Below are 15057 nucleotides of genomic sequence, written 5' to 3'. Positions count from 1 at the left end.
GGTTACGGTGGCGTAGGTAAGGACACGCTGAGCTGAGGGATTGACCGATATGACTCCACCCGCCGTTGCCACCCCGGATGCGCCCACCCGTACCGTGCCGGTCGACGAGGACGTGAACACCGGAACGCTCGGCGGTGAGCAGAAGAAGCTCTGGGAGCAGGTCGCGCTGGCGCTGTTCATCGGCGTCCCGTTCCTGGCGGTGCTGGCGGCGGTGCCGATCGCGTGGGGCGGGCTCCTCGGCTGGCGGGACGTCGTACTCGCGGTGGTGTTCTACACGATCGCCGGTCACGGGATCTCGATCGGCTTCCACCGGTTGTTCACGCACAAGTCCTTCAAGCCGAACCGCCCGCTCAAGTATGCCCTCGCGATCGCCGGCTCGCTGGCGATCGAGGGCCCGGTGATCCGCTGGGTGGCCGATCACCGCAAGCACCACAAGTTCTCCGACCGCGACGGCGACCCGCACAGCCCCTGGAAGTACGGGAACACGCTGGGCGCGCTCACCAAGGGCTTCTTCCACGCGCATGTCGGCTGGCTGTTCGACACCGAGCAGACCCCGCAGCGGCAGTACGCGCCGGATCTGCTGAAGGACAAGGACGTCGTCAGGGTGTCCCGGATGTTCCCGGTGCTGGTGGCCGTCAGCCTCCTCGCGCCCGCCGTCATCGGCGGCCTCTGGTCCTGGTCGTGGACCGGTGCGCTGACCGCGTTCTTCTGGGCCAGCCTGGTCCGGATCGCGCTGCTGCACCACGTCACCTGGTCGATCAACTCGATCTGCCACACGATCGGCGACCGGCCGTTCAAGAGCCGCGACAAGTCCGGCAACGTGTGGTGGCTGGCGATCCTGAGCCAGGGCGAGTCGTGGCACAACCTGCACCACTCCGACCCGACCTGCGCGCGGCACGGCGTACTCAAGGGACAGCTCGACACGTCCGCCCGCTGCATCTGGTTCTTCGAGAAGCAGGGCTGGGCGTCCGACGTCCGCTGGCCGGTCAAGGAGCGGCTGGAGGCCCGTCGTGTGGACTCTTCGCCCCGTACGCTCAAGGCTGCGTGACCGTAAAACTCCCACCCGCAATACCCGAAGTGCGGCATGATGCTGACGTGATCACGACGTGACGGAACCCAAACCGCGGCGGTCCGGCCGGATCCGGATGACCAGTGCCGAACGTCGCGAGCAGCTCATCACCATCGCCCGCGGCCTGTTCGCCCAGAAGGGCTACGAGGCGACCTCGGTCGAGGAGATCGCACATCGTGCCGAGGTCTCCAAGCCGGTGGTGTACGAACACTTCGGCGGCAAGGAAGGCCTGTACGCCGTGGTTGTCGACCGCGAGGTACGGGCGTTGCTCGACGGCGTCACCGGCGCGCTGACGGCCGGCCGGGCACACGAACTCGTCGAGCAGGCGGCGCTCGCGCTGCTCGACTACATCGAGAACAACTCCGACGGGTTCCGGATCCTGGTCCGCGACTCGCCGGTCGGGTCGGCCACCGGCTCGTTCATCTCGATCCTCAGCGACGTCGCGACCCGGGTCGAGCACATCCTGGCCGAGGAGTTCAAGCGCCGCGGGCTGGAGCCGAAGAACGCCCCGATGTACGCCCAGATGCTGGTGGGCATGGTCGCGCTCACCGGCCAGTGGTGGCTGGACGCCCGCAAACCGAAGAAGCAGGACGTCGCCGCGCACCTGGTCAACCTCGCCTGGAACGGCCTGTCCGGCCTCGAGGTCAAGCCGGTTCTCGCGACCCGCCCGCACAAGTAACAGCCTCTGGTCGTACGCCGACATCCGACTGTGGAATGACCCCCGCCAAGTCCGGGACCCGTACCCTGGCCAGCATGACGGGGATGTTGACCGCGCGGCCGCTGCCTGCCCGGAGCAGGGCGTTCGACCTGCTGCTGGCCGGCGGCCTCTGCATGATCTTCGGCTTCCTGTCGCTCGCGCAGGCGCACCTGGGCGGCATCCTCGCGTTCGGCATGCTGGTCCCGCTGATCTGGCGCCGCACCCACCCCGAACTGGTCTTCTTCGCGGTCTGCTCGGTCGCCGTCCTGCAGTGGCTCATCGGCATCGAACTGATGCCCGGCAACGTCGGTCTGCTGGTCGCGTTGTACGCCATCTCCGTGTACGGCGACGTACGCCTGAGCCGGATCGCGCTGGGTATCGGCGGTCTCGGCGTCCTGATGGCGACCTCGCGGTACTGGGCGAACTCGGACTGGAAGCAGCAGGTCACGATGATGGTCGCGCTCGGCGCGCTCGTCTTCGGCGTCTGGGCGTTCGGCGAGCGCCGCCGTACCCGCGGCCTGTACGTCGCTCAGCTCGAGGAGCGGGCCGCCCAGCTCGAAAGGGACCGCGACCGCGAGGCGAAATTGGCCGTGAGCAACGAACGGACCCGGATCGCCCGCGAGATCCACGACGTGGTGGCGCACGGCCTGTCGATCATGATCGTCCAGGCCGACGGCGGGCTGTACGCCGCGGACCAGTCGCCCGAGGCGGCGAAGAAGGCCCTCGCCACGATCGGCGACACCGGCCGCGCGAGCCTGACCGAGATGCGCAAGATGCTCGGCCTGCTCAAGCAGGACGAGCAGAACGAGCTCGACCCGAACCAGCCCCGCCCGCAGCCCGGCGTCTCCAGCCTGCCCGAGCTGATCGAGAACGTCCGGGAAGCCGGTCTCAGCGTCAGCTACGAGGTCACCGGCGAACCCCGCGATCTCCCGGCCCTGCTCGGGCTGACGGCGTACCGGATCGTGCAGGAGGGGCTGACGAACACGCTGAAACACGCCGGGCCGGGGGCACGCACCTCCGTCAGCCTGGACTTCGGGCGCGAGATGCTGACCGTGGTGGTCACCGACGACGGCCGCGGCGCCGGCGTCGCGCCGAGCTCGGACCCAGGTCACGGCCTGGTCGGGATGCGGCAACGCGCCTCGGTCTCGGGCGGTACGGTGAGCGCCGGACCGAAGGCTGGCGGTGGTTACGAGGTGATCGCCAGACTGCCGTACAACCTGCCGACTGGAGAGTAATGGAAGACGACGTGATCCGGGTGTTCCTCGTGGACGATCAGGAACTCGTCAGAGCGGGCTTCACGATGCTCGTGGACTCGCAGGCCGACATGCGGGTGGTCGGCCAGGCGGGCGACGGCGGTGAGGCGCTCGAGAAGATCCAGGTGACCGCGTGCGACGTGGTTCTGATGGACGTCCGGATGCCGCGGCTGGACGGCGTCGAGGCCACCCGCCGGCTGCAGTCGTTGCCCGAGGCACCGAGAGTCATCGTGCTGACCACGTTCGACCTGGACGAGTACGCGTTCGCCGCGATCAAGGCCGGCGCGTCCGGCTTCCTGCTCAAGAACACCCCGCCCGCCGACCTGCTGAACGCGATCCGGCAGGTGCACTCCGGCGACGCCGTCGTCTCCCCCAGTACGACGAGACGTCTCCTGGAGCACTTCGCCGGCGCCCTGCCCGACGAGCAGACCGAGCGACCGGACCTTGCCGACCTGACGGCCCGCGAGCGCGAGGTGCTCGTCGAGGTCGCCCGCGGCCTGTCGAACACCGAGATCGCCAAGCTCTTCACGTTGTCCGAGGCAACGGTCAAGACGCATATCGGGCGGATCCTGGCCAAGACCGGCCTGCGGGACCGGGTCGCCCTCGTCGTCCTGGGGTACGAGACCGGGCTCGTCCGCCCGACCAAGTAATACCCAGGTCGTACGCATACTGCAGTCTCCGGTCCGACGAGATCCCGCCGCGCGCTGACTAACTTCTTCACCAACGTTCAGTTGAGTTGAGGAGTGAGATGAGCTTGCAGACCGGAGAGCTTGCGGCCGGGCGGTTGCCGCAGGACGGGCAGCCGCGGACCGCGATCCGGGCGCACGAGCTGCGCAAGGTGTACGGACAGGGCGACACCGCGGTCGCCGCGCTCGACGGGGTCTCGGTCGACTTCGGGGTCGGCCAGTTCACCGCGATCATGGGTCCGTCGGGGTCCGGCAAGTCGACGCTGATGCACTGCCTCGCCGGGCTGGACACCCCGACCGAGGGCCAGGTGCTGCTCGGCGAGACCGAGCTGACCCGGCTGCCGGACGCGGAGCTGACCAAGATCCGCCGGGACCGGGTCGGCTTCGTGTTCCAGTCGTTCAACCTGCTCCCGATGCTGTCGGCGAACGACAACATCCTGCTCCCACTCGAGCTCGGCAACCGCAAGCCGGACCAGCAGTGGCTGAGCACGCTGATCGAGGTCCTCGGGCTCGGCGACCGGCTCACGCACCGCCCGTCCGAGCTGTCCGGCGGCCAGCAGCAGCGGGTCGCGGTGGCGCGGGCCCTGGTCGGCCGGCCGGAGGTCGTGTTCGCCGACGAGCCGACCGGCAACCTGGACTCGCGGTCCGGCGCCGAGGTGCTCGGCTTCCTGCGCCGCTCGGTCCGCGAGTTCGGCCAGACCGTGGTGATGGTGACGCACGACCCGCTCGCGGCGTCGTACGCCGACCGCGTCGTGATGCTTGCCGACGGCAAGCTGGCCGGCGAGCTGCGGGAGCCGACCCCGGAGAGCGTTCTCGACGCGCTGCGTCAGCTGGGGGCCTGACGTGCGACGTTCGCTCCTCTCTTCGCTGCGCGCCCACATGGGCCGCTTGGTCGCCGCCTGTCTGGCGATCGTCCTCGGGGTCGGCTTCGGCTCGCTCGCGATGATCGTGCACGCGTCCGCGTCGCACGGCGTCGACGAGACGATCGGCGCGCAGTACAAGGGCGTTGACGCCGTCGTCTACCCGGACAACGCGACCATCTCCCCCGCCGACATCGCCAAGGTGCAGAAACTGCCACAGGCCGCGGCGGTCGTCACACTGACGACCGCGTACATGGATTTCGCGTTCCCCGACCTCGTCCGCGGTACCACGGTCCCGATCGACGCGCTCTACAGCACGGCGCAGATCGCCGGCCCCGGCACCTCGTCCGGACGATTGCCGACCGCAACGAACGAGATCGCCCTCCCGGCACGGATTGCAGCCAAGCACAAGATCGGCGTCGGCCAGAGCTTGCGGATCAGCTCGTACGACGGCAAGTCGTGGACCGTCACCGTCGTCGGACTGGTGGACGACTCGAAGTACGTAGGAAGCGCTTCCGCGGTCGCGACTCCGGCCGCGGTGAAGATCTTCGACCCGGGCGCATTCACCCGGGGAGTCGCCTTGGCCGCGAAGCCCGGCGTCAGCCAGCAGCAACTGACCGACGCCGCGCAGGCCGTCGTGGCGAGCGGTCTGACCGTCTTCACCGGTGAGGCGTTCATCCAGCACGAGGTGGAGGGTCTGACCCACGGTATCGACGTCCTCGGCGGCGTGTTCGGGATGTTCGCCTTGATCGCGTTGTTCGTGGCCTGCCTGGTGATCGGCAACACCTTCACGATCGTGATCGCCCAGCGCACCCGCGAGATGGCGCTGCTGCGCTGCGTGGGCGCCTCCCGCCGGCAGGTCTTCTCGTCTGTCCTCGCCGAGGCCACCGTGGTCGGCGTGATCGCGTCCGCGATCGGTGTCGTCTTCGGTGTCGCCCTGTCCGCGCTGGGCCTGGCGCTGTCCCGCGAGTTCGACTGGGGTATTCCGCCCGTACCACTGCACCTGGACCTGGTGTCGCTGTTCCTGCCGCTGGTCATAGGTGTCGCAGTCACGCTCCTGGCAGCCGTTGTACCCGCCCGGCGGGCAACCAAGGTAGCGCCGTTGGCAGCGCTTCGTCCCGAGGTGGCTCCGGCGGCCACGACCAAGGCCGGCGTACTGCGGTTGGTCCTGGGCTTCCTGCTCCTCGCCGGCGGCGGCCTACTGCTGGCGGTCGGGGCCAAGCAGCACCAGGTGCTGATCGGTGTCGTGGGCGGCACCATCTCGTTCATGGGCATCCTCGCGGTCGGCGCCCTGCTCGTCCCGGCACTGATCCGCGTGATCGGCGCACTCCCCGCCCGCAGTGGCGGCGTACCCGCCCGGATCGCCGTCGCGAACGCGGTCCGCAACCCCCGGCGTACGGCGGCCACCACGTCGGCACTGCTCATCGGCGTGACCCTGATCAGCCTCACCTGCGTCGGGATCGCCTCGGTACGGAAAACGTTTGATGTGTCGATGGACGGCCAGTACCCGGTCGATCTGATGGTGACGACGTACAAGGAGAAGATGCCGGCGAGCGCCGAGCAGCAGCTCCGCGACATCAAGGGCATCACCCAGGTCGTCCCGATCAGCACGGTGACCGTGAAGGCCGGCGGCGAAGAGATCGACGTGACCGGTATCGACGCGGGCAAGGCGCGCTCGGTGATCCACAACGCGGCGCTGAGCGAGAAGCTGAAGCCGGGTACGGCGTTGGTCACCTACCCGGTGATGCAGCAGCTGAAGCTCGAGGACGGCTCGCCGGTGACGATCGTGTCCGGGCAGCACAAGGTCACGCTGACCGCCCGGCTGGCGATCGGGGTCGACCCGATCACCGCGACCTCGGCCGATCTCGCGAAGCTGGTGCCGAGTGCGCCCGTGACCGGGTTCTGGCTGGCGTCGGACCCGAAGGCGGACGGCGCCGACGTGGTCGACGCCGTGGAGCAGTCGATCCCGACCGTCAAGGATCTGTCCGTGCAGGGCGGCTTGGCCGAGCGGACCAGCTACACCAAGGTCTTCGACGTACTGCTGATCGTCGGCATCGGTCTGCTCGGGGTCTCGGTGCTGATCGCACTGGTCGGGGTCGGTAACACGCTCAGCCTGTCGGTGCTGGAGCGGACGCGGGAGAACGCGCTGCTCCGGGCGATGGGGCTGTCCCGCCGCCAGTTGCGCGGGATGCTCGCGGTCGAGTCGTTGCTGATGGCACTGGTCGCGGCCGGTCTCGGGATCGCACTCGGTCTGATCTACGGCTGGACCGGGACGAGCGCGCTGATGGGCGGCCAGACGGTCGAGGGCGGCGTGGAGTACGCCGTACCCGGGACCCTGCTGATCACCATCGCCGCCGTCGCCGCCGTCGCAGGCCTGCTCGCCTCGGTGCTACCCGCCCGCCGCGCGGCCAAGGTCGCACCAGCCGGCGCACTGGCGACCGAATAAGCCAGCGGCTCGCCCAGCTTGAGGGGGCCGGGCGAGCCGCTTCTTCACACGATCTCGACTCGATTCCCGTGGCCGTCGGCGGTGTGGAAGCGGCGGCGGCCCGGGATTGTGTCGTTGTCCCAGGTCACCGGGAAACCCAGATCTGCCAGCCGGCAAGCCAACGCGTCCAGGTTGTCGACGGCCAGCGCGGGGTGCGCCTTCTTCGCGGGCGTGAAGTTCTGCTCCACGCCGACGTGGATCTCCGCAGCACCGGCCTTGAACCAGCACCCGCCGCGCGGCTTGAGCAGCTCCGGCTTCTCCACCTCGGTCATCCCGAGCGCATCGCGATAGAACGCCCGCGCCACGTCCTCACCACCGGGCGGACAAGACACCTGCACATGATCGAGCCGCATGGTCATCCCTTCTTGTGCGCAACCGCGAAGATCCGCCGGAACGGAAGCAGCGTCCCGTAGTCCCGCTGCGGATAGGCCTCCGCCAGCCGAGCGCCGTACTCCGCCTCGAACTTCGGACGTACGTCGTCCGGCAGCGACTGCAGCACCGGCCGCGCGCCGGTCCCCTTCACCCACTCCAATACGGCGTTGTCGCCGGACAGCAGGTGGAAGTACGTCGTCTCCCACGCGTCCACCACGCAACCTTCCGCGCTGAGCGCGTCGACGTACTCGGCCGGACCAGGTACGTCGGGACGCAGCGACGTGTCCTTCGCGTACTCGGCGTACGGCTCGCGGCCGGCCAGCTCTCGCAGGATCGCGTGCGACGGAGCATCACCGTTGCCCGGGATCTGGATCGCCAACCACCCGCCCGGCCGCAGCGCCCGGACGAACCCGGGCAGCAGGTCGAGCTGCTCCGGCACCCACTGCAGCGTCGCGTTCGTGACGATCACATCCAGCGAACCGGGCTCGACGCTCCACTCGCGGACGTCACCGAGCTCGAAGCTCAGGTGGTCGTCGGCGTACTGCGCGGCCGCCTCGAGCATCTGCGGCGAGCTGTCGATCCCGCGGATCACGGCCTCCGGCCAGACCTGACGCAGCGTCGCGGTCAACGCGCCCGGTCCGCAGCCGAGGTCGACCACGGTCCGTACGTCGGTCGCCCGGACCCGCTCGACCAGGTCCCGGAACGGCCGGGCACGCTCGTCGGCGTACGTGCCGTACTGCTCTGGACTCCACACCGGTGACGTGCGCATCGGGCTGCCCCTCTCAGATGATTTATCTTGACGTCGAGATACTCTAGCCCTCCGACTTGTCTTGATGTCAAGAGTCTTGATGGGTACTCTCGAACGCATGGAGGACGAGGTCGATCGGCTGATCGAAGCCTGGCGCCGCGAGCGCCCCGATCTCGACGTGGCACCGATGGAGGTGCTGTCCCGGGTCAGCCGGCTGGCGCGGCATCTCGATCGCGCCCGCAGCCAGGCCTTCGGCACCCACGGCCTGGAGTCCTGGGAGTTCGACGTCCTCGCGGCCCTGCGTCGAGCGGGTACGCCGTACCAACTGTCCCCCGGCAAGCTGCTCAAGGAAACCCTGGTCACGTCCGGCACGATGACCAACCGGGTCGACCGGCTGGCCGCCCGCGGCCTGGTCGAGCGGCTGCCGGATCCGCATGACCGCCGCGGCGTGCTGGTCCAGCTGACGCCCGCCGGCCGGGACAAGGTCGACGCCGCGATGGCCGACCTGCTCACCCACGAGCGCGCGCTGCTCGGCGGCCTCAGCGACGGCGACCAGCAGAAGATCGCCCGGGCGTTGCGCGAGCTGGTCCGCCCGTTCGACCTGGAAAAGCACTGACCGAAACAATCGTTTGCGTCGCCTGCAAAGCCGCTTGTTCGTACGGACAAAGCACGGCCGAAATACCCCGGAATTATCCGAAAAGACGACCCGTCACTTCGGTCCGGGTCCGATCGTTGCTAGTTGCAACGAGATCGAGAGATTGCTGTAGCCGACCACTGTCGACACCGGCTGGGCCCACTACTAGGGTCGTCACCGTCGGTGGTTGATCGACTACAAAATGTCAGAACACGGTGACTTCGGCGGCAAGAGGTGGTCCGCCGAAAGTGGCCGCGCGGTGTCCGGGGCTCGGGGCTCGAACAACGCCGGCCGGCACGGGGCCCGCTCACCCACGAGCTCGGCGCCCCCTCCGAATGACAGGGGATCGGAGGGGCGCCGCAGCTCGAAACTCCTGCTACTCCGCGCGTTCCGCCGCTTCGAACCACGCCGTTTCCAGCTCGCCGCGCTCGTCGGCCAGCTTGCGGAGCTCGGCGTCCAGCTCGGAGAGCCGCTCGTAGTCGCTCGCACTAGCGGCCAGCTGGTCGTGCAGTTTCGTCTCGGCCTCGGTGATCTTCGCGAGCTGCCGCTCGATCCGGTTCAGTTCTTTCTTCGCCGCCCGGGCCGCTGCCGCATCAGCCGTCGGGCGTTCAACTACCTGGCCGTTTTCCGCCGTTGACAAATCGGTGGACACTTCTGTGGCCGGCGTCAACGCATTCGACGCCGGCCGCCGCGGAATTCCGGCCGCGAGTTCGTCGAGATACTGATCGACACCGCGCGGCAGATGCCGGACCCGGGCGTCACCCATGATCGCGTAAACCATGTCGCTGACCCGCTCCAGGAAGTACCGGTCGTGGGTGACGGTGACGACGACGCCGGGCCAGCTGTCCAGGAAATCCTCGAGCACGGTCAGCGTCTCGACGTCCAGGTCGTTGGTCGGCTCGTCGAGGATCAGCACGTTCGGCTCGTCGAGCAGGATGCGCAGCACCTGCAGCCGGCGCCGCTCACCACCGGACAGGTCCGAGATCCGCGTCGTCAGCTTGTCGCCGGTGAACCCGAAGCGCTCGAGCAGTTGCGACGACGTCAGCTCACCGCCCCGGCCCGCGAGCGCCGCCGTACGACGGATCGCGGTGATGTGGTCGAGGACGGTGACCGTGCCGTCGATCTCCTCGAGGGTCTGCGACAGGTTGGCGATCCGGACAGTCTTGCCCCGCTTGACCAGGCCGCGGTCCGGCGCGAGCTGCCCGGTCAGGACCTTCAGGAACGTGGTCTTGCCGGCGCCGTTCGGGCCGAGCAGCCCGATCCGGTCGGCCGGACCGAGCCGGAACGTGACGTGGTCGAGCATCTTCCGGTCGCCGAAGCTCAGACTGACGTCCTCGACGTCGAACACGTCCTTGCCGAGCCGCGCGGTCGCCAGCTGCGACAGTGCGAGCTTGTCCCGCGGCGGCGGCACGTCCTCGATCAGCGCGTTGGCCGCCTCGATCCGGAACTTCGGCTTGGTGCTGCGGGCGGGCGCGCCGCGACGCAGCCAGGCGAGCTCCTTCTGCAGGAGGTTCTGCCGCTTGGCCTCGGTGACCTGCGCGGTGCGGGCCCGCTCGGCCTTGGCGAGGACGTACGCCGCGTACCCACCGTCGTACGACGTGACGCGGCCGCCCTGCACCTCCCACGTGTCGGTGCAGACCTCGTCGAGGAACCAGCGGTCGTGGGTCACCACGATCAGCGCGCCCGCCCGGTCGACGACGTGCTCGGCGAGCCAGCTGACGGCTTCGATATCGAGATGGTTGGTGGGCTCGTCGAGAATCAGCAGGTCGACCTCGGTGAGCAGGAGTCTGGCCAGGGAGGCCCGGCGGCGCTCACCACCGCTCAGGCTGCCGACCTGCGCCTGGTGGTCGACTTCGCCGAGCAGGTGCTCCATGACGGAGCGCGCCCGCGGGTCGGCCGCCCAGGTGTAGGTCTCGACATCGCCTAGCACCGCGTGCAGGACGGTCTGGTCCGGGTCGAGGTCGTCGCTCTGACCGAGGTACCCGAGCCGTAGCTCGCGGTTGTGGGTGATCCGGCCGCTGTCGGGCTCCTCACGCCGGGCCAGGACCTGCAGGAGCGTCGACTTGCCGTCGCCGTTGCGCCCGACCACGCCGATGCGCTCACCACGGCCTACGCCGAGACTGACCGAGTCGAGCAGTGTGCGGGTCCCGAAGCCCTTCGAAACAGCTTCCAGATTGACCAAGTTAGGTGCCGCCATAACGCGCCCAAGGGTAGCTGACGCGGACACCGTTCCCCGGATCGTGCCAGGATCGTCCAGGTGTTGACTACCGCCTGGCTCGAAGGACTGTCCCTCGGCGACGCGATCGCCGCCGATCCGCTGGAAGGCGGCTACGCCAGCAAGACGTTCCGCGTGCGGACGACGCTCGGCGAATCGGTGGTCGTGAAGACGCAGGACGGCCTGCCGGCGGACCTGTACGCGCTGGAGGCCGACGGTCTCGACGCGCTGCGTGCACCCGGCGGATTCGCCGTACCAGACGTCCTTCGGGTGACGCCGGCGTTCATCGTGCTGTCTGACCTCGGTACGTCGGAACCGTCGCCGACGTACTGGGAAGACGCCGGGCGGGCGCTGGCGCTGCAGCATCACCAGACCGCGGACAAGTTCGGGTACCACCAGGACAACTACCTCGGCACTCTCCCGCAGCGGAACCCGTGGACAAGCGACGGGCACGCGTTCTTCGCCGAGCACCGCCTGCTCCGCTACCTGGAGGAGCCGAACTGCCACAACCAGCTCCCGGAAGCCGATCGCCGCCGCCTCGAACGCGTCGCCAACCGCCTCCCCGAGCTGATCCCGCCGCAGCCGCCGTCCCTCCTCCACGGCGACCTGTGGCACGGCAACCTCCTCCCGGCGCCCGACGGCGGCCCGGCCATGATCGACCCTGCCGTCCACTACGGCTGGCCCGAGGCCGACCTGGCCACCCTCCTCATCTACGGCCATCTCTCCGAGACGTTCTTCGACGCCTACGAGGAGGTCCACCCGCTGGCCGCTGGTTGGCGTGACCGCCTCCCGCTCCTCCACCTCCGAGAACTCATCTGCATCACCGCCCACTGGCCGGACCGCCCCGAAGCCGTCGCCGAAATCTCCACCATCCTCAAACAGCTCGACTGAGGTTCAGGACGTACTGCTTCTCGTTGAGGGGGTTGCCGTCCGTGCGGGCGCGGCTGGGGGCCGGACCTGGGACAGGGCTGTAGCTGTCGAAGCTGGTGGCGAGGAGGGCCTCGCCTCGGCCGAGGGTCGGGAGCATGGACTCGAAGGGGTGTGTGGTGGCGGCCGGGATAGTGCCTTCGATGTGGGCCTGTGTCTCTGTGAGGCTGGTCTGCGTGACGACGCCGCGATGTTCGGCCACGTGCGCGAGGACCCGAGAGACGGTGTCGGACGGAACATCGAGCTCGAAGTGGTTGACCGGCTCCAGGACCGTCGTACCGGCCTCGGCGATCGCTTGCAGGAGGACGAGCGGCACCAGGCGGCGGAAGTCGGCCGCCACGGTGACCGGGCTCCAGTACGCCGTGTGCGTGAGATCCACCCGGATGTCCGGGATCTCCCAGCCGAACAGCCCCTGGTGCAGGGTCAGCCGGACCGTCTCCTCGATCGCCGTGTGGAACGCCCGCGGCAACGCGCCGAGCTCCACCTCCAGGTTGTACTCGATGCCCTCGGCAACCGGCGAGACCCGGAAACCGACCCCCGCCGCCCACGGGCCTTCAGTGATCTCGCGGGTCGCCGCACCGGTGCCGATCAACCGCTCGACATGGATCGGGGTCGTCTCGCTGAAGGTGACGTCGACGCCGTACTCGGACTCGAGCAGTGACGCGATCACCTCCTTCTGCACCTCGCCGTACAGGCTCACCGTGATCTCGTCGGCCTTCCGGACCCGGATCAGCGGATCCTGCTCGGCGAGCTGCGTCAACGCCTGGAACAACTTCACGCGGTCCCGCGCACTCACCACGGTCTCCAGCGTCGGCGGCGCGAACAGCCGCCCCACGTCCGCCGTCCGTACGCCGAGCTGATCGCCGATCCGGATGCTCTTCAGTCCCCGCAACGCCACGATCTGACCGGCCTCGGCCCGATCCACCGGGTGCCGGCCGCCGTCGCCGAACACATCGATCCCGCTCGGCCGGACCTGGTACGCCGGACCGTCCACGGGATGCACCGCGACCGAGGTCCGCGCGGCCAGCGTCCCGCTGACGATCCGCGCGGACGCGATCTTCTGCCCGGCCGCACCCCGTTCAACCTTGAACACCCGGGCCCGTAGCTCGTCCTCCGGCACCGCGATTGCCCGCGGCAACCATGTGCGGATGCCCTCGATCACCTCGGCGATCCCGACTCCGGTCATCGCGGATCCGAAGTACACCGGATACATCTCGGCCTTCGCTACCTGGCGCCGCAGTTCGGCCGCGTTGTCGGCCGCGGCGCCTTCGAGGTACAGCTCGAGGAACGAATCATTGCGCTCGGCAACCATCTCGCTCACTTCGGCGCGCTGCAGCGGCAGGGGTACGACGGACGCCGTACGCAGGCCGAGCTCCGCCACCGACTCCATCGGTACGGCGGCCGGCGTCAGCAAGCGCCGGATGTCGGCGAGCAACTCGTCGTACCGCGCACCCACCCGGTCGATCTTGTTCACGAACAGCAGCGTCGGGATCCGCAGCCGGTCCAGCGTGCGCATCAGCAACCGCGTCTGCGGCTGCACGCCCTCGACCGCGGAGATCACCAGCACCGCGCCGTCCAGCACGGACAGCGCGCGCTCGACCTCGGCGATGAAGTCGGAGTGCCCGGGAGTGTCGATCAGGTTCACCGGCAGGTCGCCGAGCGCGAACGACACCACCGCCGAGCGGATCGTGATGCCGCGTTTCCGCTCGAGGTCCATCGAGTCGGTCTGCGTGTTCCCGTCGTCGACCCGGCCGACCCGGTCGATGACGCCGGCGGCGTACAGCAGCCGCTCGGTCAGGCTGGTCTTACCGGCGTCGACATGCGCCACAATACCCATCGTCAGAGAGTTCAAGAGTCCTCGCGAATGCGTCGAAACGATCAGTACCCATGGGGTGGATCGATCCGCGGCGCATCCCGGTCTCCTGTCGGTGTCTGTCTCTGTGTCGATGGATTCTCTCGGACGGTAACACCACCAGAGCCCCAGGACGAGCGATTTTCTAGCGGCTGATGGTGGCGGGCAGGATCCGGGCGCCCGGGACCGGGCCCTCGGCCTGGCGGACCATGCGGCAGCGGCCGGATTCGGCGAGCTCCACGGCCAGGTCGACGGCGCTGCGGCTGTCGGCGGCGAGGAAGAGGCACGTGGGGCCGGAGCCGGAGATCTGCGCGGCCAGAGCACCCTGGTCGAGGCCGAACTGGAGCGTCTCCCCCAGCTCGGGACGCAGCGACAACGCCGCGGCCTGCAGGTCGTTGCTGAGCGCAACGGCGAGTGCGCTTGGCTGCCCGGACAGCAGGGCGGACATCAGCTCCGGACGGACCTGCGGCGCCTCGACGCGACGCAGCGGACGCATCCGGTCCAGCTCGCGGTAGACGTCCGGCGTCGACAACCCGCCGTCAGCGATCGCGAACACCCAGTGGAACGTCCCGCGGGACATCACCTCGGTGACCTGCTCGCCACGGCCCTGACCGAGCGCCGTGTGGCCGACCAGGCAGAACGGTACGTCGCTGCCGAGCTCCGCAGCGTGGTGCTGCAGCTCGGTCTGGGTCAGCTGCAGGCCCCACAGCCGGTTGCACGCCACCAGGGTCGCTGCCGCGTCAGTCGATCCGCCGGCCATCCCGCCGGCCACCGGGATCGTCTTGCGGATCGTCAGGTCGACGCCCTCGTCGACGTCGTACTCCGCCTGCAGCAACTGCGCCGCCCGCACCGCGAGGTTGGTCTCGTCGGTCGGCACGTCGTCCGCGAAGTCGCCGGAGATCTCGACCGAGACCTCGCCGTCGCCGTCCCGCAGTACCGCGGTCACGTCGTCGTACAGGGCAACGGCCTGATACACCGTGGCGACCGGGTGGAACCCGTCCGGGCGCGGCGGACCGACCGACAGACCGAGATTGATCTTGGCCGGCGCCCGCACCGTGACCTCAGCAGAAGGTGGCACGTCGGACAGGCTAGGGCATGCCGAGGTTTTCCGCGCCGTCGCGAGCAGGTGCTCGGCGGAGTGCCTCGGGGTGCTGGGGTGGAGGTCGCGATGCGGAGCATCGTGGCCTTCGCCACAGTGCCGCGAGGTGCCCGCCGAGTGCCACGCAGCAGGCGCGGAAGACCTCGGCATGCCCTGGGGG

Annotated in this window: 13 protein-coding genes; 8 read left to right on the top strand and 5 right to left on the bottom strand. The window is 69.0% G+C overall.

Translation table 11 applies throughout. The annotated features are described in order from the left end of the window. The first annotated feature begins 49 nt into the window (after positions 1–49). The 6 genes from EV647_RS23695 (at position 50) to EV647_RS23670 (ending at position 7011) form a co-directional block, all read left to right on the top strand. Complete coding sequence (locus EV647_RS23695; protein WP_134006410.1) at positions 50–1048, top strand: acyl-CoA desaturase; 999 nt, start codon at positions 50–52, stop codon at positions 1046–1048. A 58-nt stretch (positions 1049–1106) separates the two neighbouring features. Further along, positions 1107–1748 (top strand): TetR/AcrR family transcriptional regulator, encoded by a 642-nt coding sequence (locus EV647_RS23690; RefSeq protein WP_133782853.1) that lies wholly within the window; start codon positions 1107–1109, stop codon positions 1746–1748. Between the two features lie 74 nt (positions 1749–1822). Then, positions 1823–3001 (top strand): sensor histidine kinase, encoded by a 1179-nt coding sequence (locus tag EV647_RS23685; protein WP_238177359.1) that lies wholly within the window; start codon positions 1823–1825, stop codon positions 2999–3001. Further along, positions 3001–3669 (top strand): response regulator transcription factor, encoded by a 669-nt coding sequence (locus EV647_RS23680; RefSeq protein ID WP_134006406.1) that lies wholly within the window; start codon positions 3001–3003, stop codon positions 3667–3669. Before EV647_RS23685 ends, EV647_RS23680 begins: the two co-directional genes overlap by 1 nt. Positions 3670–3767: 98 nt before the next feature. Next, entirely contained in the window at positions 3768–4547 is a 780-nt protein-coding gene (locus tag EV647_RS23675) for an ABC transporter ATP-binding protein (RefSeq protein WP_134006404.1), read from the top strand. Position 4548: 1 nt separating this feature from the next. Further along, a complete protein-coding gene (locus EV647_RS23670) occupies positions 4549–7011 on the top strand; it encodes an ABC transporter permease (protein WP_134006402.1) in 2463 nt (820 codons plus the stop codon). A 44-nt stretch (positions 7012–7055) separates the two neighbouring features. Here EV647_RS23670 and EV647_RS23665 read toward each other — a convergent pair whose 3' ends face one another. Next, positions 7056–7403 (bottom strand): VOC family protein, encoded by a 348-nt coding sequence (locus tag EV647_RS23665; protein WP_202876298.1) that lies wholly within the window; start codon positions 7401–7403, stop codon positions 7056–7058. Between the two features lie 2 nt (positions 7404–7405). Next, positions 7406–8191: a methyltransferase domain-containing protein gene (locus EV647_RS23660; RefSeq protein ID WP_134006398.1), complete on the bottom strand. Its 786-nt coding sequence runs from the start codon at positions 8189–8191 to the stop codon at positions 7406–7408. A gap of 97 nt (positions 8192–8288) precedes the next feature. Here EV647_RS23660 and EV647_RS23655 point away from each other — a divergent pair, with 97 nt between their 5' ends. Next, positions 8289–8786, top strand: coding sequence for a MarR family winged helix-turn-helix transcriptional regulator (locus EV647_RS23655; protein ID WP_134006396.1), 498 nt, complete (start codon positions 8289–8291; stop codon positions 8784–8786). Between the two features lie 394 nt (positions 8787–9180). Here the strand turns inward: EV647_RS23655 and EV647_RS23650 are convergent, their stop codons facing one another. After that, the gene (locus tag EV647_RS23650; protein ID WP_134006394.1) at positions 9181–11001 is read right to left on the bottom strand and encodes an ABC-F family ATP-binding cassette domain-containing protein; all 1821 of its coding nucleotides are present in this window, start codon (positions 10999–11001) and stop codon (positions 9181–9183) included. Positions 11002–11061: 60 nt separating this feature from the next. On the opposite strand from EV647_RS23650, the gene EV647_RS23645 reads away from it, so the two are divergent. Beyond that, on the top strand, positions 11062–11910 hold the full coding sequence (locus EV647_RS23645) for a fructosamine kinase family protein (RefSeq protein WP_166680420.1): 849 nt from the start codon (positions 11062–11064) through the stop codon (positions 11908–11910). On the opposite strand, the gene EV647_RS23640 is transcribed toward EV647_RS23645, so the two are convergent. Together EV647_RS23640 and EV647_RS23635 are read right to left on the bottom strand one after the other, a co-directional pair. After that, entirely contained in the window at positions 11894–13783 is a 1890-nt protein-coding gene (locus EV647_RS23640; RefSeq protein ID WP_202876297.1) for a translation factor GTPase family protein, read from the bottom strand. The genes EV647_RS23645 and EV647_RS23640 overlap by 17 nt on opposite strands. Positions 13784–13943: 160 nt before the next feature. Further along, the gene (locus EV647_RS23635; protein ID WP_238175586.1) at positions 13944–14876 is read right to left on the bottom strand and encodes a 4-(cytidine 5'-diphospho)-2-C-methyl-D-erythritol kinase; all 933 of its coding nucleotides are present in this window, start codon (positions 14874–14876) and stop codon (positions 13944–13946) included. Positions 14877–15057 lie beyond the last annotated feature (181 nt).

This window comes from Kribbella sp. VKM Ac-2566 (assembly GCF_004366005.1).
Taxonomy (GTDB): Bacteria; Actinomycetota; Actinomycetes; order Propionibacteriales; family Kribbellaceae; genus Kribbella; species Kribbella pratensis.
This window is presented reverse-complemented; position numbering and strand designations above follow the sequence as displayed.

Excerpts from the sequence above, each read along its gene's own strand:
- EV647_RS23695 (WP_134006410.1), top strand. The coding sequence starts at position 50 with ATGACTCCACCCGCCGTTGCCACCCCGGATGCGCCCACCCGTACCGTG.
- EV647_RS23685 (WP_238177359.1), top strand. The coding sequence starts at position 1,823 with ATGACGGGGATGTTGACCGCGCGGCCGCTGCCTGCCCGGAGCAGGGCG.
- EV647_RS23680 (WP_134006406.1), top strand. The coding sequence starts at position 3,001 with ATGGAAGACGACGTGATCCGGGTGTTCCTCGTGGACGATCAGGAACTC.
- EV647_RS23675 (WP_134006404.1), top strand. The coding sequence starts at position 3,768 with ATGAGCTTGCAGACCGGAGAGCTTGCGGCCGGGCGGTTGCCGCAGGAC.
- EV647_RS23665 (WP_202876298.1), bottom strand. The coding sequence starts at position 7,403 with ATGCGGCTCGATCATGTGCAGGTGTCTTGTCCGCCCGGTGGTGAGGAC.
- EV647_RS23660 (WP_134006398.1), bottom strand. The coding sequence starts at position 8,191 with ATGCGCACGTCACCGGTGTGGAGTCCAGAGCAGTACGGCACGTACGCC.
- EV647_RS23655 (WP_134006396.1), top strand. The coding sequence starts at position 8,289 with ATGGAGGACGAGGTCGATCGGCTGATCGAAGCCTGGCGCCGCGAGCGC.
- EV647_RS23650 (WP_134006394.1), bottom strand. The coding sequence starts at position 11,001 with ATGGCGGCACCTAACTTGGTCAATCTGGAAGCTGTTTCGAAGGGCTTC.
- EV647_RS23640 (WP_202876297.1), bottom strand. The coding sequence starts at position 13,783 with ATGGGTATTGTGGCGCATGTCGACGCCGGTAAGACCAGCCTGACCGAG.